16 protein-coding genes and 2 pseudogenes are annotated in these 19767 nt (G+C 61.2%); 11 read left to right on the top strand and 7 right to left on the bottom strand.

Annotation, left to right across the window (positions count from 1 at the left end; all coding sequences use genetic code 11):
• Positions 1-7 precede the first annotated feature (7 nt).
• The 3 genes from QO002_RS09620 to QO002_RS09610 all read right to left on the bottom strand — a co-directional run bounded on the left by QO002_RS09620 (position 8) and on the right by QO002_RS09610 (position 4100).
• Positions 8-2200: an RNA degradosome polyphosphate kinase gene (locus QO002_RS09620; RefSeq protein WP_307229009.1), complete on the bottom strand. Its 2193-nt coding sequence runs from the start codon at positions 2198-2200 to the stop codon at positions 8-10.
• A 68-nt stretch (positions 2201-2268) separates the two neighbouring features.
• Positions 2269-2955: a DnaA regulatory inactivator HdaA gene (gene hdaA / locus QO002_RS09615; protein WP_307229007.1), complete on the bottom strand. Its 687-nt coding sequence runs from the start codon at positions 2953-2955 to the stop codon at positions 2269-2271.
• 8 nt (positions 2956-2963) lie between these two features.
• Positions 2964-4100, bottom strand: a complete 1137-nt coding sequence (locus tag QO002_RS09610) for an AI-2E family transporter (RefSeq protein ID WP_307229005.1) — start codon at positions 4098-4100, stop codon at positions 2964-2966.
• Between the two features lie 226 nt (positions 4101-4326).
• On the opposite strand from QO002_RS09610, the gene purM reads away from it, so the two are divergent.
• The 4 genes from purM (at position 4327) to QO002_RS09590 (ending at position 8156) form a co-directional block, all read left to right on the top strand.
• On the top strand, positions 4327-5397 hold the full coding sequence (gene purM, locus QO002_RS09605) for a phosphoribosylformylglycinamidine cyclo-ligase (RefSeq protein ID WP_307229003.1): 1071 nt from the start codon (positions 4327-4329) through the stop codon (positions 5395-5397).
• A complete protein-coding gene (gene purN / locus QO002_RS09600; RefSeq protein ID WP_307229001.1) occupies positions 5394-6026 on the top strand; it encodes a phosphoribosylglycinamide formyltransferase in 633 nt (210 codons plus the stop codon). The genes purM and purN overlap by 4 nt, the downstream gene beginning before the upstream one ends.
• Before the next feature lie 210 nt (positions 6027-6236).
• Positions 6237-7181, top strand: coding sequence for an omptin family outer membrane protease (locus QO002_RS09595; RefSeq protein ID WP_307228999.1), 945 nt, complete (start codon positions 6237-6239; stop codon positions 7179-7181).
• A 492-nt stretch (positions 7182-7673) separates the two neighbouring features.
• Complete coding sequence (locus QO002_RS09590) at positions 7674-8156, top strand: YcbK family protein (protein ID WP_307228997.1); 483 nt, start codon at positions 7674-7676, stop codon at positions 8154-8156.
• Between the two features lie 82 nt (positions 8157-8238).
• Here QO002_RS09590 and QO002_RS09585 read toward each other — a convergent pair whose 3' ends face one another.
• The gene (locus tag QO002_RS09585) at positions 8239-8841 is read right to left on the bottom strand and encodes an NUDIX domain-containing protein (protein ID WP_307228995.1); all 603 of its coding nucleotides are present in this window, start codon (positions 8839-8841) and stop codon (positions 8239-8241) included.
• Complete coding sequence (locus tag QO002_RS09580; protein WP_307228993.1) at positions 8838-10976, bottom strand: molybdopterin-containing oxidoreductase family protein; 2139 nt, start codon at positions 10974-10976, stop codon at positions 8838-8840. Before QO002_RS09580 ends, QO002_RS09585 begins: the two co-directional genes overlap by 4 nt.
• A gap of 68 nt (positions 10977-11044) precedes the next feature.
• On the opposite strand from QO002_RS09580, the gene QO002_RS09575 reads away from it, so the two are divergent.
• From QO002_RS09575 to QO002_RS09555, 5 genes and pseudogenes are all read left to right on the top strand, one after another.
• On the top strand, positions 11045-11908 hold the full coding sequence (locus QO002_RS09575) for a 23S rRNA (adenine(2030)-N(6))-methyltransferase RlmJ (protein WP_307228991.1): 864 nt from the start codon (positions 11045-11047) through the stop codon (positions 11906-11908).
• A 103-nt stretch (positions 11909-12011) separates the two neighbouring features.
• Positions 12012-12752 (top strand): ribonuclease T2 family protein, encoded by a 741-nt coding sequence (locus tag QO002_RS09570; protein ID WP_307228989.1) that lies wholly within the window; start codon positions 12012-12014, stop codon positions 12750-12752.
• Positions 12753-12805: 53 nt separating this feature from the next.
• Positions 12806-13396 carry a glutathione S-transferase gene (locus QO002_RS09565; RefSeq protein ID WP_307228986.1) on the top strand — a complete coding sequence of 197 codons (591 nt, stop codon included), beginning with the start codon at positions 12806-12808 and terminating at the stop codon, positions 13394-13396.
• A gap of 48 nt (positions 13397-13444) precedes the next feature.
• Positions 13445-13887: pseudogene (locus QO002_RS09560) on the top strand (DUF1801 domain-containing protein).
• 48 nt (positions 13888-13935) lie between these two features.
• Positions 13936-14372, top strand: a pseudogene (locus QO002_RS09555) (DUF1801 domain-containing protein).
• Positions 14373-14827: 455 nt separating this feature from the next.
• Here QO002_RS09555 and QO002_RS09550 read toward each other — a convergent pair.
• Both QO002_RS09550 and QO002_RS09545 read right to left on the bottom strand, forming a co-directional pair.
• A complete protein-coding gene (locus QO002_RS09550) occupies positions 14828-15856 on the bottom strand; it encodes an IS110 family RNA-guided transposase (RefSeq protein WP_307228984.1) in 1029 nt (342 codons plus the stop codon).
• A gap of 122 nt (positions 15857-15978) precedes the next feature.
• The gene (locus QO002_RS09545) at positions 15979-16617 is read right to left on the bottom strand and encodes an outer membrane protein (protein WP_307228982.1); all 639 of its coding nucleotides are present in this window, start codon (positions 16615-16617) and stop codon (positions 15979-15981) included.
• Between the two features lie 366 nt (positions 16618-16983).
• On the opposite strand from QO002_RS09545, the gene QO002_RS09540 reads away from it, so the two are divergent.
• Together QO002_RS09540 and uvrC are read left to right on the top strand one after the other, a co-directional pair.
• The gene (locus tag QO002_RS09540; RefSeq protein ID WP_307228980.1) at positions 16984-17748 is read left to right on the top strand and encodes an SDR family oxidoreductase; all 765 of its coding nucleotides are present in this window, start codon (positions 16984-16986) and stop codon (positions 17746-17748) included.
• A complete protein-coding gene (uvrC, locus tag QO002_RS09535; RefSeq protein WP_307228978.1) occupies positions 17745-19763 on the top strand; it encodes an excinuclease ABC subunit UvrC in 2019 nt (672 codons plus the stop codon). The genes QO002_RS09540 and uvrC overlap by 4 nt, the downstream gene beginning before the upstream one ends.
• The last annotated feature ends 4 nt before the right edge of the window (positions 19764-19767 follow it).

Raw genomic sequence — 19767 nt, 5'->3', positions numbered from 1 at the left:
GTCCAGTTTACTTTCCGCGGCCGCTCTTCCAGCCAGCAATAACCTTCGGAGCGCTCGATTTCAGAGCTTCACCCCGGCCCGAAAGGCTGGGGTTGGTCATGAAATAGAGCTGTGCATTGAACGGTTCCGAATTCTTCGCAACGTCCATGCGGCGGGACGTACCGTCGCTGAGGATTTCGTAGCTCTGCTGGTTGTCGATGAGATTGCCCAGCATGATCTGCGAAAGAACCTGTTCATGCACCGTCCGGTTGGTAAGAGGCACAAGCGTCTCCACCCGCCGGTCCAGATTGCGCGGCATCATGTCCGCGGAACCGATATACACAAGCGCACGGTCAGAGGGAAGCCCGTGGCCATTGCCGAAGCAGAAGATGCGGGAGTGCTCAAGGAAGCGGCCGACGATCGACTTGACACGGATGTTATCCGAAAGACCCGGAACCTGCGGGCGCAGGCAGCAGATGCCGCGGATCACCAGATCGATTGCGACGCCGGCGCGGCTGGCGCGATAAAGCGCGTCGATAATGTCTGGGTCGACGAGCGAATTCATTTTCATCCAGATCGCAGCCGGGCGGCCTTCGCGCGCATGGACGATCTCTTCCTCGATATGCTGCAGGATGCGCGGGCGCAGCGTGTGGGGTGATGCGGCAAGCTGCATGCCGGCTTCGGGTTCGCCGTAGCCGGTTATGAAGTTGAAGATGTTGGCCATGTCGTGGGCGATGGCCGGATCGCAGGTGAAGTAGGACAGGTCGGTATAGATCTTGGCCGTGACGGGGTGGTAGTTGCCGGTGCCGAGGTGGCAATAGCTGCGCAGCTTGCCGTCCTCGCGGCGAACGACCAGCGACATCTTGGCGTGGGTCTTGAGCTCGATAAAGCCAAAGACCACCTGTACGCCAGCGCGCTCGAGGTCGCGAGCCCAGCGAATGTTGGCCTCTTCATCGAAACGGGCCTTGAGTTCGACCAGCGCGGTCACCGACTTGCCGGCTTCGGCCGCGTCGATCAGCGCGCGCACGATCGGGCTATCGTTGGAGGTTCGGTAGAGCGTCTGCTTTATCGCCAGAACATCAGGATCGCGCGCAGCCTGGAGAAGAAACTGGACCACCACGTCGAAGCTCTCGTACGGATGGTGGACCACCATGTCCTTTTCGCGGATGGCGGCGAAGCAATCGCCGGCGTGCTCGCGGACGCGTTCGGGAAATCGCGCATTGTAGGGCGGAAATCGCAGATCCTCGCGCGGCGCCTTCGTGATTTCCGAAAGCGTGTTCAGCGCCAGCAGACCCGGAAGGACGGCAACGCGATTTTCAGCGACGCCGAGTTCGGAGATCACGAAACGGCGAAGCTCCAGCGGCATTTCCGAATCGAGCTCGATGCGGATGACCGAGCCGCGACGGCGCCGCTTGAGGGCCGTCTCGTAGAAGCGGACGAGATCTTCGGCCTCTTCCTCGACTTCGATATCACTGTCTCTGATGATGCGGAACGTGCCGGAACCCTTGACCTCATAGCCCGGGAAGAGCTTTTCGATGAACAGGCTGACGGCATCTTCCAGAGTGATGTAGCGGATCGTGGACTTGGCATCAGGAAGGCGAACGAAGCGGTCCAGCGCCACCGGCAAACGCAGCAGCGCCGTCATCGGCTCGCGGCCCGTCTTGCTGTCGAGCTGGAGGCCCATCGTGAAACCGAGATTCGGAATGAAGGGGAACGGGTGAGCCGGATCGATCGACAACGGCGTCAGCACGGGGAAGATCGATTGCTCGAACTCATTCTGAAGCCAGACACGGTCCTGTACCGAGAGCGACACCGGGCGAATGATGAGGATATCTTCCTTGGCGAGATATTGCTGCAGGACGGCGAGCGAGGCCTGCTGCTCCATCTGCAGATTGTCGATCTCCTTGAGGATTTCCTCAAGCTGCTCGACCGGCGTCTTGCCATCGGGGCTGCGCACGACCACGCCCAGGCGCACCTGGCCTTCGAGGCCGGCGACGCGCACCATGAAGAACTCATCAAGGTTGGCGGCCGAGATCGACAGGAAACGAACACGCTCCAGAAGGGGATGGGCGGTGTTCAGCGTCTCTTCAAGAACACGGCGATTGAACTGCAGCCAGGAGAACTCGCGGTTGATGAAGCGCTCGGGGCTGTTCATCAAATCGATCGCGTCGTCCACCTGTGCGACCGGGGGGGCCGTATTGGCTGCTGCTTCCGTCGTCATGTCCATAGTCCTTGCCCCTCTTACACCTGCAATGCAGCTACCGTAGTTTGACGACGGAACTGTGACAGTCAATCGGATTCGCTTTTATTTCCAAGGCTGTCGAGCACTTCAGCGGCGAGTGCGCGACTGATGCGGCTGGCGCGCGAAAGGGCAAGTCGATCAAGCTGCTCGACGATTGTCTGGGCCGCATCCAGGGAGCGTTCCATGCGCGCAACGATATAGGCGACAAGGCGCTCATCGACGAAAAGCTGGCGGTCGGCGAACAGCTTGACGAGAACCTGCGCCAGAAGCTCATCATCCGGCTCGCCGATCTCGACAACGGTCGCCGCCTTGAGCCGCGAGCGCAGATCAGGCAACGCGACCGGCCAGGACATCGGCCACAGGCGGCTGGTGATCAGGAGATGGCTACCGTTTTCGCGGACGCTGTTGATGACGTGGAAAAGCGCGGTGTCGTCGAAGCCGCGACGATCGGCGTCCTCGAACAGCACGGGATGGCTGGCGGCGATGACGGAAGCTTCGCTATCCGCTTCGGGATGAATGTCGACGGCGCCGCTCTTCTCGCGCCAGATGCTGGCGAGGTGCGATTTGCCCGAGCCGATGGGTCCGGCAAGAATGACCACGGGCGACGGCCAGTTCGGCCAGCTATCGACGACCGAGATGGCAGCACTCAGGGGATCGGAGACCAGAAGGTCGTCGCGACCGGTCTGCGGTTCATGCCCGAAGGCAAGGGGCAATTGTTCTGACTTACGGATCATGTCTACGCTCATTCCGGAAGATTGTGCTCCGGCTCAACCTTTAGGGCAGCATTTCGGCCACGATAAAGCGCACTGTGAAGGTACCGCTCGATACCGAAACGGACAAGGACGCCGATTGCGGCGGCGGCGGGCACGGCGATCAGCAGGCCGACGAAGCCGAACAGCGCGCCGAAAGCCAAAAGCGCAAACATCAGCCAGACCGGATGCAAGCCGACGCTCTTGCCGACCAGACGCGGCTGCAGGACGTTGCCTTCCAGGAATTGCCCGGAGAAGAACACGGCCAGCACCAGAATGATCGACGTATAATCCGGCCAGAACTGCACGAGCGCAACGCCAAGCGCCAGCACCAGCCCGACCATCGAGCCGACATAGGGGATGAAGCTGATCATGCCGGCGAAAAGCCCGATGAGCAGGCCGAAATTGAGACCGACCAGCGACAGCAGGATGCCATAATACAGGCCGAGAATGACGCAGAGCGAGCCCTGCCCGCGCACGAAGCCTGCGATCGTCGAATCCATGTCGCGAGCGATCTGGCGTACGGTGATGATGTGGTCGCGCGGGATCCAGCTATCGACCTTCTCGACCATACGGTCCCAGTCGAGCAGCAGATAGAAGGCGACCACGGGGGTGACGATCAGCAGGGACAGAATGTCGAGCAATGCCAGTCCGGAGTTCCAGAGCTGCTGGAACAGCGTGCCGATGAAACTGGCGCCTTGCTCCAGCAGCTTGGCCGAGTTTTCCTTGATCGTGCCCATCTGGCTCGATATCCAGTCCGGCACCAGGGTCGCGTTGGCATCTGTCAGCACGGCTTGCAGGCTGGAAATGTAACCCGGCATCTTGTGGATGAAATCGGAGGCCTGGGAAGCGACCACGGGAATGATGATGACCAGCGACAGCGCAAAGACAATGACGAAACTGATGAGGATGACGACGGTCGCCATCAGGCGGCTGAGGCCGATGCGCTCCAGCCTGTCGGCCACGGGATCGAGGAAATAGGCAAGCGCCATGCCGGCGATAAAAGGCAGGAGGATCGAGCTGAAAACCATGAGGAAGGCGATGAACGCGACGAAGCAGAGCGTCCAGAAGACGAGCTGTCTCTGGAGGCCTTTGCCGCTCCCGTTTTCGGGGTTACCGTTGCTGATCATGCCGTTTTCCCATGTCCGCGCGCGCCGCACTATCCGCCGCGTCCTTGAGAGGAAATAGGATGCGCTGCCGACCGGGGTCAACCCTATGGCAGAAAACGCTTCGGGGATGCGGGCAAAACGGTGAAAAAACGGCCTTTGCAGGCCTATTGCGCTTGCGCTCGGCGTACACCCATGCCAATCGCAACCAAACACGTCCCCATACGACAAGCCAGCGGAGACTTAAGCCATGAGCGAGGCGGGAAAGAACGGTCTGACCTACAGCGATGCAGGCGTCGACATCGACGCAGGAAACCTGCTGGTGGAAAAGATCAAGCCGCATGTGCGCTCGACGCGGCGTCCCGGCGCCGACGGCGAGATCGGCGGTTTCGGTGGCCTCTTCGACCTGAAGGCCGCCGGCTTTACCGATCCGGTGCTCGTCGCCGCCAATGACGGCGTCGGCACTAAGCTGAAGATCGCCATCGACGCCAACAAGCACGATACCGTCGGCATCGATCTCGTCGCTATGTGTGTCAACGACCTCGTCGTGCAGGGTGCAGAGCCGCTGTTCTTCCTCGACTACTTCGCCACCGGCAAGCTCGACCCCGACCAAGGTGCAGCGATCGTCGGCGGCATCGCCGATGGCTGCCGCCAGGCGGGCTGCGCGCTGATCGGTGGCGAAACCGCTGAAATGCCCGGCATGTATTCCGGTGGCGACTACGATCTCGCCGGCTTTGCCGTGGGTGCTGCCGAGCGCGGCAAGCTGCTGCCGGCAGGCGATATTGCCGAGGGCGACGTGATCCTTGGCCTCGCCTCCTCGGGCGTCCATTCCAACGGTTACTCGCTGGTGCGCAAGATCGTGGCACTCTCGGGCCTTGGCTGGGACGCGCCGGCTCCCTTCGGCGAAGGCACGCTGGCCGATGTGCTGATGACGCCGACGAAGATTTACGTGAAGCCGCTCCTGAAGGTGATCCGCGACACCGGATCGATCAAGGCGCTTGCCCATATTACTGGCGGCGGTTTCCCGGAAAACATTCCGCGCGTGCTGCCGAAGCATCTGGCGGCCGAGATCGATCTCGACGCGGTGAAGGCGCCGGCCGTGTTTTCTTGGCTCGCCAAGACCGGCGGCGTGGCCGCCAACGAAATGCTGCGCACCTTCAACTGCGGCGTCGGCATGATTGCCGTGGTGCCCGCAGACGCAGCCGAGCAGGTTGCTGCCGCGCTGACTGCAGAAGGCGAAACAGTCTTCAAGCTCGGCCGCATGGTTGCTCGTGAGGAAGGTGCTGCCGGCACCATCTACAAGGGTACGCTTGCCCTATGAGTGACGTGCCTGCCACCGCCCGCAAGCGGGTCGTCGTCTTCATTTCCGGCGGCGGCTCCAACATGCTGGCGCTAGCCAAGGCGGCCGAAGCAGCTGACTTCCCGGCCGAGATCATCGCCGTCATCTCCGACAAGGCGGATGCGGGCGGTCTCGCCAAGGCAGAAGCGCTGGGGATCGAGACCTTCGCCTTCGTGCGCAAGGACTTTGCCAGCAAGGATGAGCATGAGACGGCGATCCTTGAGGCGCTCGATGCGCTTTCGCCCGATATCATCTGCCTTGCCGGTTATATGCGACTGCTTTCCGGCACCTTCATCAGCCGCCACGAAGGCAGGATCATCAACATCCACCCTTCCCTGCTGCCGCTCTTTCCCGGGCTGGACACGCATCGACGTGCGATCGAAGCGGGCCATGCGACGGCCGGCTGCAGCGTGCATTTCGTGACGGAAGGCATGGATGAAGGGCCCATCATCCTGCAGACCGAGGTGCCCGTTCTTGCCGGCGATACACCGGATGCACTGGCGGCACGCGTGCTGACCGTCGAGCACCAGACCTATCCGAGGGCGTTGCGGCTGCTGGCCGAAGACAAGGTACGCATGGATGGCGGGAAGACAGTGCGGGTCGAGGGCTGACACGCAATCGGTGCGTATCTGCTGCACGCTATAAATTGGCGAAAACCTCATCCATCGATGTGACCTCGTAGCATCACCGTACCGGCAAAGGTTCGGGTGGGGATACACATCGTGTCCAAAATAGGGCGCATCTGCCTCAGGCTCTTGCGACGCATCCGCGAATACATACCAATCCGGCGCAATTTCAAATTCATGTGACGGATTCTCTTCATGCGTATTTCCCTTTTATCGATTGCCTGCCTGCTTTTTTCGACCACCGCCTGCCTTGCCGATGACACCGGCGCCAGTTTTGACAACGGCCGCTTCACCTTCAGCGGCTCGGTGGGGCTCGCGAACATCGAGGCCAAGGAATATGTCTACCTGGGCTCCCACAAAGGCAGCCAGCTCGACTGGGAAAGCAAGGGCGTGACGCTCTACAGCGGCGCGGCAGGCGTGGAACTGACCCCTGACTGGTCGGTGACGGCAACGGTCGACATCGGCACCAATGGCGACGGCCATATGGTCGACTACGACTGGGTCCCCGGTCTCTATGTCGATACCAGCATGGACGGCTGGAGCGATCGTTCGATCAGCCCGGATACGCGGCTGTCCCATTATTTCGCTGGATCCATCGAGATCGCCCGCCAGGTTTATGCGGATGACGACAAGCAGTTCGGTATCAATGCCGGGTTCAAGTATTCCGACGTGAAGTGGGAATCCTTCGGTGGCACCTATATCTACAGCGACACCACGACGCGCGACGATATCGGCGCGTTTCCGGACGGGTTGCGCGTCATCAGTTACCAGCAGAAGATCCCGGTCTTCTTCGTGGGTCTCGACGGCTCCGCGGATATCGATCGCCTCACTGTTTCCGGCGGCGCCAAGGGCGGCTTCACGACCGGCGTCAGGGACATCGACGATCACTGGGGAACCAATACCCGCTACCACGACGACATGTATGCCGCGCCGGTCGTGATGCTCAATGTCGAGGCAGCCTATCATGTGACCGAGACCGCATCGCTGTATCTCGGCGGCTCCTACGAAAACGTCTTCAACAAACGCGGCGACGTGCGCTCGCGGGATACGGTGACCGGGGAAACCGACAGCCGCAAGAATGGAGCCGGCGCGTCGTACCAGAGCATGTCCGTGAAATTCGGCTTGAAGGGCACGTTCTAAGCCACGCAAAGGTAGGGCACCGGCAGGCCGCGCGACCCACGGGATCGCCGATCTGGGTGACGATGGCGGTCGCACGCTCCATGGGGTGACACTTGCGGAACTGCAGGCGGCTTGGGCGATCGATCCGACCGGACGGTTGCCGAAGGACCAGTGGTCCTGGGAACAGAGCCCAAGATTGTTTGACGTTTACGAACGCCCGCGGCTGTGGCGGCGCGATCGGCCACATATGGAATATTTTCCTCAATATTATTGTTGCCTTCTATACGAATTGACTATCCACGAGCCTACCTCTTTCGGATAGTAAGCATTGCCTTTCACAAAATAGCTTTATTTTGGATGAAATTACCCTTCCACCAATAATCCGACATTCATCCACGTGGGCCTCCCTGGATAGCCCGCGCACCACACGACACGTGGGTACCCCTCCGTGTCCTTATACGCCCGCATCCAACACCCACCGTGCCGTAGGGGCATCCGCAAAGGGGGATAGCAATGCGTAACGTTTTTTCGATTGCTCTTACCTGTCTGCTGACCCTGTCGTTCTTCACCTCCTGCGAAGCCAAGGAAGAGAAGAGGCGCAAGGTCAAAATTCCAAATCACAGTATTTCGATCGCATACGCGGTGCAGACCGTTTCGGTCAGGACAGGATGCTTTTCACAGCGCCTGCAGGGCATCCTGGCGCATATTGCGGCCCGGACCGGGCGCCGGCCATTGGTAACGTCCGGCCACAGGCCGCGATCCGGCCGAAGCGGCTCACTTCATCGTACCTGCCAGGCGGCGGATATCCGTGTACCAGGGGTTTCGGAGAGTTCCATCATCGCGGCCGCCTTGTCGGCGCCCGGCATCGGTGGCGTCGGCCGCTATTGCAACGGCATCATCCATGTCGATATCGGCCCCAGGCGAAACTGGACCTATTGCGGCAAGGGCAAGGGTGGCATCCTCAGCGCCCGACGACGCTCCGGACGGCGGACCTGAGCGTTTCGGCTTGATATCAACCGCCGGATTGAGGCAAATCCGAGGGATTACGGCAGGAAAACGGGAGCTCAGGGATGAGCGGTCACGCTTGTGCCCCAAGCTTCCCCTTGTTCAGCATCGCCCACTGCAGCAGCATGATGGCCTTGCCGTCGCAGATCTCGCCGGTTTCGATCATCGCCACCGCGTCGGCGAGCGGCACTTCCAGAACCTCGATATCCTCGTCCCCATGGGCCGCGCCACCGCCCTCCTCCGCACGCTCGGTCACGTCGATGACGGCGGCGAAGAAGTGGACGATTTCGGTGACGGCGCCGGGGGACATGAAGGACTGGAAGACCGGGTGGACGTCCTTCACCACATAGCCGGTTTCTTCCACCACCTCGCGGCGTATGGCTTCGGTCGGGTTGTCGCCGTCGAGCAGGCCGGCGGGGGTTTCGAGGAGCCAACCGGAATGGCCATTGAGATGCGCGGGCATGCGGAACTGACGCACCAGGATGACGCTGTCACGCCTGGGGTCGTAGAGCAGGATGGTCGCACCGTTGCCGCGGTCGTAGACCTCGCGCTTCAGCGTCTTGGTCTTGCCGTTCGAGCCGGTGTAATTGAAGGTGATGTTGCGCAGGTGGTACCAGTTTTTCGAGAGCGTCTCGTCCTTGAGAATTTCGATCCTTGCATCCTTGAATTTCGTCATGCGGGGTCCTTGCGCAGCCAGATCTTGTTGTCGTGGAAGGCAGCGCCGCCATAGGGCGCAACGGCATCGCCACCTGTCAGAACATTGATGCCCTCGCCATCGAGATGGGCGTCGTTGGGCCACAGGCCCTCGGCGATCACCACACCCCGCCGTGCGCCGCCGCCGAGTTTCGCGTGCAGGCGGATCTCGCCTCGGACATTGCCGATCCTGACAATATCGCCTTCCGCGATTCCGAGTACCGCTGCGTCGTCCGGATGGATCATCGCCTCGGGGCGAACCTCCTTCTGAACCGAAGACGGGGTTTCAGCGAAGGTAGAGTTAAGGAAGGACCGCGCCGGCGAGGTTGCGAGACGGAAGGGATGTTCTGCATCCGCCACTTCGATCAGGTCGACATGATCGGGGAATTCCGGCAAGTCCTGATGCGGGCCGAAGGCACCGAGCGCTTTGGGCGGGCGGTTCGGGGCTGGAGTGCCGGTCCAGTCGGCCTTGAAGCGGAATTTTCCGTCCGGGTGGCCAAAGCCATTGATGAAATGGGCGGTGTCGAAATCCGGCTGGATATCCAGCCATTTTTCCCGCTTCAACTCATCGAAACCGATGCCGTAATTGACGAGGGTATGGTCGATGTGCTGGCGCTCGGTCAGTCCGAAGCCGGGGCGATCGGCGACACCGAGGCGTTTGGCCAGTTCCTCGATGACGAAAAGGTTGGCGCGCACCGTCGAGGGCGGCTCGACGACCTTGGGACCGAGCAGGATGTGCTGGTGGCCGCCGCCGCGATAGAGATCGTCATGTTCAAGGAACATGGTGGCCGGCAGGACGATATCGGCGACCTTGGCCGTGTCGGTCATGAACTGCTCATGCACGGCGACGAAGAGATCGTCGCGCAGGAAACCCTTGGTCACGAGGCGCTGTTCGGGCGCGACGTTGACGGGGTTGGTGTTCTGGATCAGCAGAGCGGTCACGGGGCCGCGATGGCGCAGCGCCTCGGCATAGCCGGTCAGCACCCGGCCGATCTGCGACTGGTCGAGCATGCGGATATCCGGGTCGACCATGGCGGTGCCCATCAGTTCGCGCTTGTCGAAGCGGAAGACGTCGTTATTGGTGTGGAAGGCGCCGCCACCCTCATATTGCCAGGAGCCGAGCACGGTCGGCACCGAGGCTGCCGCATGGATGGCGACCGCGCCGTTGCGCTGGCGGGTGAAGCCGTAGCCGAGGCGGAAATAGGTTTTTGGCGTGGTGCCGACGAGTTTGGCGAAGGCCTCGATTTCCTCGACGGAAAGGCCGGTGATCGCCGAGGCCCATTCGGGGGTGCGGGTCGCGAGGTGGGCTTCGAGGCCGGCGGGGTCGTCGGCGTAGCGGGCGAGATAGGCGCGGTCGGCATAACCGTCGCGGAAGGCGACGTGCATGACGGCGCAGGCGAGCGCGGCATCGGTGCCGGGCTTCAGGACGAGGCCCATGTCGGCCTGCTTGACCGTCGGATTGTCGTAGATATCGATGACGACGATCCTGGCGCCGCGTTCCTTGCGGGCCTTGACCGCATGGGTCATGACATTGACCTGGGTCGCGACGGCATTGGTGCCCCAGATGACGACGCAATCCGATTTCGCCATCTCGCGCGGATCGGGACCACGCAGCGAGCCTGTCGCCATGGCAAGGCCGGTCCAGGCCATGTTGGTGCAGATCGAGCCGAAAAAGCCGGAGTAGCGCTTGGCGTGGCGCAGGCGCTCGATTGAGTCGCGCTGGACCTGCCCCATCGTGCCGGCATAGAAATAGGGCCAGACTGCTTCCGAGCCGTGGATCTGCTCGGCCTTGACGAAGGCATTGGCGATCTCGTCGAGAGCGGCTTCCCAGGAGACCTCCTGCCACCGACCTTCGCCCTTGGCACCGAGACGGCGCTGCGGCACCATCAGACGACCGGGGTGATAGAGGCGCTCGGAATAGCGGGCCACCTTGGCGCAGATGACGCCCGCGGTATAGGTATTGCTGGCTGCACCGCGCACGCGGCCGATGCGGCCCTCAGTCGTCAGATCGACTTCGAGCGCGCAGGCCGACGGACAGTCATGGGGACAGACCGTGTGGCCGATGGACTTTTCTGCTTTGATGGGGGTCGCAAGGTTCATCGCTTTTCTATAGGACACGAAAAAGGGCTCTCAAAGGGCCAATCCGCATCCATGCCAACAATTCATGAGAGCGATCAGCTGAGCAAATGAACTACCGGCACATCTACCACGCAGGAAACTTTGCCGACGTGCTGAAGCACGCCGTGCTTGCGCGTCTCGTCACCTATCTGAAGCAGAAGGACAAGGCGTTCCGCGTGCTGGATACGCATGCGGGCATCGGCCTTTATGACCTGTCCAGCGAAGAGGCGCAGAAGACCGGCGAATGGGTGGATGGCATCGGGCGACTGCTCGAAAAGCCCCTGCCGCGCGATGTCGCGGATATTCTGGCGCCTTATCTCGAGGCGGTGCGCGACCTCAATCCCGATGGCAGCGTCAAGCTTTATCCCGGTTCGCCAAAGCTGACGCGGATGCTGATGCGACCGCAGGACCGGCTTTCGGCGATGGAGCTGCATCCCGACGATTATGAGACCCTGCACCGGCTGTTCGATGGCGATTTCCAGAGCCGGATCACCGAGCTCGACGGCTGGCTGGCGCTTGGCGCGCATGTGCCGCCGAAGGAAAAGCGCGGGCTGGTGCTAGTCGATCCGCCCTTCGAGATAGCCGGCGAATATGATCGACTGGCGGATGGGTTGGCCAAGGCCTACAAGCGTTTTTCGGGCGGCGTGTTCTGCCTCTGGTATCCGCTGAAACAAGGCGCGCCGATCCGCGCCTTTCATGAGAGTTTGCAGGCGCTGAATATTCCTAAGATGCTGTGTGCCGAGCTTTCGGTGCGCAGCGAGCGCGACACGACGGGGCTTTCCGGCTCGGGGCTGATCGTCGTCAATCCGCCGTTTACGCTGAAGGGCGAGCTCGATGTGCTGCTGCCGTTCCTGAAGGGGCGACTGGCACAGGACAAGCATGGTTCGGCCCGCAGCTTCTGGCTGCGCGGCGAGATGATCGAGGAGGAGTGAGGGTGGCGGCGCGGCGCGCTTCCTTTTCTCCCTGGTGGAGCCTGGAGGATCAGGCCTTGCGGGTGGGCAGTGGAACGAGTGCCGAACTTCCGGAGTGCCCTCAATGAGATCACCCGCCAAAACCCTCGCGGCAGCCGTGATGGCGCTTGCGCTTACCGGATGCGGCGAGAGCGGGGAAGACGGTGCCAAGAATGGCCAGACGGCCAAGGTACCGACGCCAATCGCCTCTACCAGCACAGCAAAGAAGCCCGAAAAAACAACCGCCGCCGTGCCAGTCGGAACCGGTTTCGATTTCTACGTGCTCTCCCTGTCGTGGTCGCCGAGCTGGTGCGGTGAAAACGACCCGCAGGGCAAGACCAGGCAGTGTGACACGGCGCGCAGTCATGGGCTGATCGTGCACGGGCTCTGGCCGCAGAACGACAGCGGTTATGAATTCTGCCGCAGCCGCGATTCTGACCGGGTACCGGAGACGCTGGGGCGACAGTTTCTCGATATTATACCGTCCATGGGTTTGATCGGCCACGAATGGCGCAAGCACGGCACCTGCTCAGGCTTAAGCCAAAGGGACTATTTCGCCGTCATGCGCGCGGCCTGGAACAAGTTGAAATTGCCGCCGGCGCTGAAGAGCGGCGCAACCGCCAGCCGGTCCAGCCCGACGGAGATCGAGGCGAGCTTGGTTTCTGCCAATCCCGGAATGACTGCTGGTGGCGTTGCCGTGACCTGCCAGTCCGGGCAGCTGGAGGAAATCCGCATCTGCCTGGACCACAATCTCGGTTTTCGTTCATGCCCTGAGATCGATCGCGGCGGCTGCCGCGCGCGATCGCTGACACTGCCTGCCCTTTAGGACCCCGCCCTTTAGGACAAGTCCTCCATCGATCGCAAAAGAAAGTCATCGCGATGAAAATTCTCTATTCGCCGGCCTCTCCCTATTCGAACAAGGTGCGCATGGCCGCCCATTATGCCGGTATTGCCGCCGAAAGCGTGTTGACGGACACCAACGCCAGCCCGCCGGAGTTGATCGCCAACAATCCGCTCGGCAAAATTCCGACGCTGATCACCGACGATGACAAGGCGATCTATGACAGCCGGGCGATCATGCACTTCATCGACCGGGAGACGAAGGGCAAGCTCTATCCCCGCAACGCCGAAAAGCGTACCGACGTCGAAATCCTCGAAGCGCTGTGCGACGGTATCTGCGACAGTCTGCTTGCCATCGTCTACGAAAAGCGCATCCATCCGCCGGAAAAGATCCACCAGCCCTGGATCGACAAGCAGTGGGAAAAGGTCGTCCGCGGCCTCGACTATCTCGAAGACAACCTGCCGAAGACGGCGGCGAAGCTGCATGGCGGTCACTTCGCGCTTGCCGCGATGCTGCGCTATATAGAACTGCGTTTTACCGGCGAATGGCAGCGCGGCCGCCCCAGATTGAAGAACTGGCCGAAGAAATTCGAAAAGCAGTTTCCGGACTACGGCAAGTTCAAGGCCTGAAGCAAAGCGGAGTGTGCCAGACGTTTTTTCAGAGGTGGAGGGAGCCGAATGGCGCGGAAATCGACCGGCAAGGCATCAAGTGGGACAGGCGGACCCGTTCTGCTGTCCGGTGGCAATCCCCAGATCGCCAAGGGCGAAGGCGACGGGCCGGTGCAGGCCTATATCGCCGCCATGCCGGGCTGGAAGAGCGATGTTGACGGCGGCTTGACGCCTTGATTGGCAACGCAGTACCGGGGGTGCACAAGGCGGTGAAGTGGAACTCGCCGCTCTATGGCATCAAGGACGACGGCTGGTTCCTCAGCCTTCATTGCTTCAACACATATATCAAGGTGGCCTTCTTTCGCGGCACGTCGCTCGATCCCGTTCCGCCTGTCGATTCCAAAAACCAGGAAACGGGCTACGTCCATATCCGTGAAGCCGACACTCTGGACGAAGCGTTGACCACATCCCGGGTGAAACAGGCAAGCCGATTGTCCGGCGAGCGGATGTAGCCGAAGCACGACCAAAACACGCAGCGGAGCCAAGAGGAGGCCGGAGGAATGGTGGCGAAGGAGGGGGACAGGACAGCGCAGGAAGGCTCCGCTTCGGAGTTGATTGACCAGAAGATTGCCGAACTGGGCGGTTGGCGCGGCGATACGCTGGCCAGAATCCGCAGCATCATCCGCGAGCTGACCCGAATGTGGTGGAAGAAGTGAAATGGCGTGGCGTACCCGTCTGGTCGCATGACGGGATCATCTGTACCGGGGAGACCTACAAGAGCGTGGTCAAAATGACCTTCGCCAAGGGCGCGGCGCTGGAGGACCCGTCAGGCCTGTTCAATTCCAGCCTCGAGGGCAACGTGCGTCGCGCCATCGATGTGCGTGAGGGAGAAGCCATTGACGCAGAAGCGCTGAAGGCCCTTGTCCGTGCAGCCATCGCGCTGAACACGTCGAAACCGGCCAAGCGCAGCGCGGCGAAAAAACCGAAGGCTGACTGAGCCCCGCCCTGAAGGCAGTTGGTCAGCTTACAGCGCCGTGCGTCATATATGACGCGCTAAGGTTCGCTGTAAGCTTATACCTGCTGCATAATTTTATCCTTAAACCGATTCCGATCTAAGGAATTATGCAGTAATGCCATAGAAACGAGAAAAGGCCGGATCGCTCCGGCCTTTCCTTCATAACATGCTTCTCTAATTGGGGTCGTTGGGTCAAGACTCCATTCGGCATTCCTTCGCTGCTTTTTACCGTCCCGTCCCGCGGGTCACTCGCTTCTCTTCGCGGTCGGGGCGAGGCCCGCCGCATGATGGGGTATGGGGAAGGAAGTTCAGCAATCTATCGGACGTCTTCGCCGTAAGGCGAGACAATGCATGTTTCGCTGTAACTCCATTCACCGTCCCCTCGGGGCGGTTCAGTCATCGCCCGGTCAGGCGAAGCTCCAAACCTCGAGCGGCGGTTACGCCGCAATCTCCTTGCCGTACCGGAAGTCCGTCTCGTCACTCCACATGTGGTGGAGGATCGTCGCCAGCTTTCTCGCGACTGCAACGCGGGCGCGGTTCAAACCGCGCCGCTTCGCCACCGCCATTCCCCAGACCTTGAGGCTGGACCATTTCCTCGAAACGCAGAGCAGCGCGTTCGCTGCCTCGTAGAGCAGCGCCCGCATCGCTTCGTCACCGCAGCGACTGATATGCCCCTGCGTGTCGGTCTCGCCAGACTGATATCGTCGCGGCGTTAGTCCGAGATGCGCTCCGACGTCGCGCGACCGCCGGAACCGCGACGGATCGTCGATCGTCGCGACATAACTCACGGCCGTGATCGGCCCAACACCCGGGACGGTCATCAGCCGTCGGCAAGTATCGTCACTTCGGCAGAGGTTCATGACGATTTTCGTCAGACGGTTCAGTTGCTGCTCCATGGCCGTGAGAACGGCCAGCAGCGGTTCCACCGCTGCCATAAGCGCCTCTTCCCCTCCTGCTGCTTCCCGCGCCCTGGCGATGAAACTGGCGCTGGACGGCCGTCCCAGCTTTATCCCCTCCTCGCGGAGCAACGCGCGGATCGCGTTCTGGATGTCTCGCAGGTTCTGCGCGACCGTCCTTCGGGCGGTCAGCGTTGCCCGCCACTGGCGCGAACGCCTGCTCTTCACATGCACCTGCGTGAACCAGCCGGTCCGCATGATCTGGGCGATGGACCTTGCGTCGTTTCGGTCCGTCTTGTTCGGCATCGTCTTCATCGCTGCATTGGCGCGGCGCGCGTCAATGCAGATCGAGGCTACGCCTCGCTCCTGCATGCCGTCGTGCAGCCAGGCCGTCGTGCCGCACGCTTCCATTCCTATCCGCTCAAAACTCAGTCCCGTGCCGGCGAGGGCGGCTGCCAGCGCCTCCGGCTCTGACACCGCAACCATCTCGCGGACTATTTTGCCCGTCTGATCGACGACGCAGATTGCTGTCTCTTCCAAAGAAACGTCGAGTCCGGCATAATACTGCATGGCTGTTCCTTTCGGTGATTGAGGTGCTTTGCTAGCAACCTCGTTTTATCATCCGATTGGAGCAGCCACCATTCCTCGCCAGGAACTCGGGCCAAGACCCCAATTACCCCATCTATCTGAAATCAGAACTTCACGCCCATACCGACGCGAACGCTATGCTCGTCATAGCCAGAGGAAACCTTGCCGCTCGGCAGATCGAAGTCCTTCGAACCGTAGTCGGTGTAACGGTATTCGACACGCGCCGTGATGTTGTCGGTGACAAAAGCTTCCGCACCGGCACCAGCCGTCCATCCGATCATCGTGTTGCTGTCGGAAGAACCGCTCTCGGAGGCCTTGACGTCGGCAGCAGCGATACCAGCGGTACCATAAACCAGAACCGGGTTGACATCGACACCGACGCGAGCGCGCAGCGAGCCGTTGAAGCCCTGCTTCATGGTGCGGACCGGGTTGGTGGCGTCGTTGCCGCGGTAGTTGACGTCGGCTTCACCGCCGTAAACCAGCTGACCGCTCTGGACGTTATAACCGCCATAGAGGCCACCGCCGAAGGCTGCAGCGCCACGGCCGCCGGTGCCGTCGAATTCGCCGCGTGCCCAATCAGCCGTACCACCGACATAGGCGCCCGACCAGTTCTTGATCGCCGGCTCGGTGTATTCGGCAGCAGGAGCAGCCGGAACTTCGTCGATCGCGTCAGCGGCCTGCACGGCCGTGAAGGTGATCAGGGTCACAGCCGATGCCATGAGGGTGGTGATGAGAGTACGCATATAAAAGTCTCCTTTCAGACCAGTGTCACGAGCCTATCGCGGCTCAAATCGATACACCGGCAATTACATTTAACCCCGCCCGGTTGAGGTGAAATTGGCTGCCAAATGAGGAATCTCAAGAGCCAAAATGTGAAATTTTAGTGGCACAACCATGTCGAAAATTCGATGTTGCTTGAGAGCCACAGGGTACTTGTTAACCGTGAAATAATAATTAATGCCGCTATACTTAACATGCGCTAATTTATCTCAGTTCTTGTTACAGCCATTAATTTTTTCGAAACTATTGTGCATTCGCAGTTTCGCGAAAGCGCCTGGCCACCTATATCTTGCGGCTCACCGCATCCGAATCTGGCAATGGGACAGGCCTTGAGAAAACCGCTGAAAACCGCCCTTGTGACAGGCAGCGCCAAGCGCATCGGCAAGGCTATTGTCGAGGACCTTGCGGCCCATGGTTTTGCGGTGGCGATCCATGCCCATCAGGCCCGTGATGAAGCAGAGACCTTGGCGGCATCTATCCGCGACCAGGGGGGCAAGGCTGCCGCAATCGTGGCTGACCTGACGGATACGTCGGCCACGGAAGGCCTGATGAGCAAAGCCGTGGAGGCAATAGGTCCGATCGGCTTGCTCGTCAACAACGCCTCGATTTTCAAGAAGGACAGCATCGATCATTTCGACGAAGAGATCTGGGACCGGCATTTTGCGCTGCATGTGAAGGCACCTTCCATCCTCGCGCGCGACTTTGCCGGTCAGCTGCCGAAATCCTGCGGCGGACTGATCGTCAACATCATCGACCAGCGGGTCTGGGCTCCCAATCCGCGCTTTTATTCCTATATGCTGTCAAAGGCGGCATTGCTGATGGCAACAAAGACGATGGCCCAGGCGTTGGCGCCGGCCATCAGGGTCAACGGCATCGGGCCGGGACCGACGCTGCCGAACGAGAGGCAGAACCAGTCCGACTTCGAGGCGCAGGTCGAGGCGCTGATCCTGCGGACCGGACCGGAACTTTCGGAGTTCGGACGCACGATCCGGTTCCTGTTCGAGACACCGTCGATCACCGGTCAGATGATCGCACTGGATGGCGGCCAGCATCTGGCCTGGGAGACGCCTGACATATTGGAGATCGTGGAATGAGCGGACGCACGCCCAGTGATGCCGGCATCCTGTATGACGAAAATGCCGCAGACGACGAAGACCTGATCGAGATCGCGACCGATGGCGCCCTGCCCGAAATCGACTGGGCCGAGGCCGGAGCGGTCAAGGACGGGATTCGCGGCGCGGAGCTGATCCAGGAATTCGTCAAGCACCTGCCCAACAGTCCCGGCGTCTACCGCATGTTCAACGAGGCGGGTGACGTCCTCTATGTCGGCAAGGCCCGCAGCCTGAAGAAGCGCGTCAGCAACTATGCGCAAGGTCGGCTGCATTCGAACCGCCTCGCCCGCATGGTGCGCGAGACCGCCAACATGGAATTCGTCACCACGCGGACCGAGATCGAGGCGCTGCTGCTCGAGGCGAACCTGATCAAGCGGCTGCGCCCGCGCTTCAACGTCCTGCTGCGCGACGACAAGTCCTTTCCCTACATCCTCGTCACCGGCGACAGCCGCGCACCGGCGCTTTACAAGCATCGTGGCGCACGCAGCCGCAAGGGCGACTATTTCGGCCCCTTCGCCTCCGCCGGCGCCGTCGGCCGCACGATCAACTCGCTGCAGCGGGCCTTCCTGCTGCGCACCTGCACCGACAGCGTGTTCGAGACCCGCACGCGGCCCTGTCTGCTGCACCAGATCAAGCGTTGCGCGGCACCGTGCACCCATGAGATTTCCGACGAGGGCTATGCCGAACTGGTGACCGAGGCCAAGGACTTCCTGTCCGGCAAGAGCCAGGCGGTAAAGGCGACGATCGCGTCTGCCATGAGCGAAGCCTCCGAAAATCTCGACTTCGAGCGGGCAGCACTTTACCGCGACCGGCTGGCGGCGCTGTCCCATGTGCAGAGCCATCAAGGCATCAATCCCGCAGGGGTCGAGGAGGCCGACGTCTTCGCGATCCATCACGAGGGCGGCATCTCCTGCATCCAGGTGTTCTTCTTCCGCACCGGGCAGAACTGGGGTAACCGCGCCTATTTCCCGAAGGCCGACCCGGCCATGCCCTCCTCCGAGGTGCTGAGCGCATTCCTTGCGCAGTTCTATGACGACAAGCCCTGTCCGCGGCAGATCCTGCTCTGCGAGCAGGTGGAGGAACAGGATCTGCTTGCCCAGGCGTTCTCGGAAAAATCGAACTACAAGGTCGCGATTTCAGTGCCGCAGCGCGGCGAGAAGAAGGATCTCGTGGACCACGCCGTCGCCAATGCCCGCGAGGCGCATGGGCGCAAGCTGGCAGAGACGGCGTCACAGTCGCGGCTGTTGCAGGGCTTTGCCGAAACGTTCAAGCTGGAACGCGCTCCCGAACGCATCGAGATCTACGACAACTCGCACATCATGGGCACCAATGCCGTTGGCGGCATGGTCGTCGCAGGTCCGGAAGGTTTCGTCAAAAGCCAGTACCGCAAGTTCAACATCAAATCGACTGACATCACGCCGGGCGATGACTTCGGCATGATGCGCGAAGTGATGACCCGCCGCTTTGCCCGCCTCCTGAAGGAGGAAGGCAAGCCGGATCGGACAATATCGCCTTCCGAGGATGCGGGATTTCCGGCGTGGCCGGATGTGATCCTGATCGATGGCGGCCAGGGACAGATGACGGCGGTGCGGGCAATCCTGAAGGAACTCGACATCGAAGATAGCGTGATCGCCATCGGCGTCGCCAAGGGCGTGGACCGCGATGCCGGGCGCGAACGCTTCTTTCCGCCGGGCAGGGAAAGCTTCACCATGCCGCCGCGCGACCCCGTGCTCTACTTCACCCAGCGGCTGCGCGACGAGGCCCACCGCTTCGCCATCGGTTCGCACCGGGCACGGCGCAAGAAGGAAATGGTCAAGAACCCGCTCGACGAGATCGGCGGCATCGGGCCGACGCGCAAGCGGGCGCTGCTTCATCACTTCGGGACGGCGAAAGCGGTATCGCGTGCGGGCGTCAATGATCTGATGGCGGTGGAAGGTATTTCGGCTTCGGTCGCAAAGCTGGTCTATGACCATTTCCACGAGGATGGGGGGAAGTAGCCGG

The organism is Pararhizobium capsulatum DSM 1112, assembly GCF_030814475.1.
Lineage (GTDB): Bacteria > Pseudomonadota > Alphaproteobacteria > Rhizobiales > Rhizobiaceae > Pararhizobium > Pararhizobium capsulatum.
This window is presented reverse-complemented; position numbering and strand designations above follow the sequence as displayed.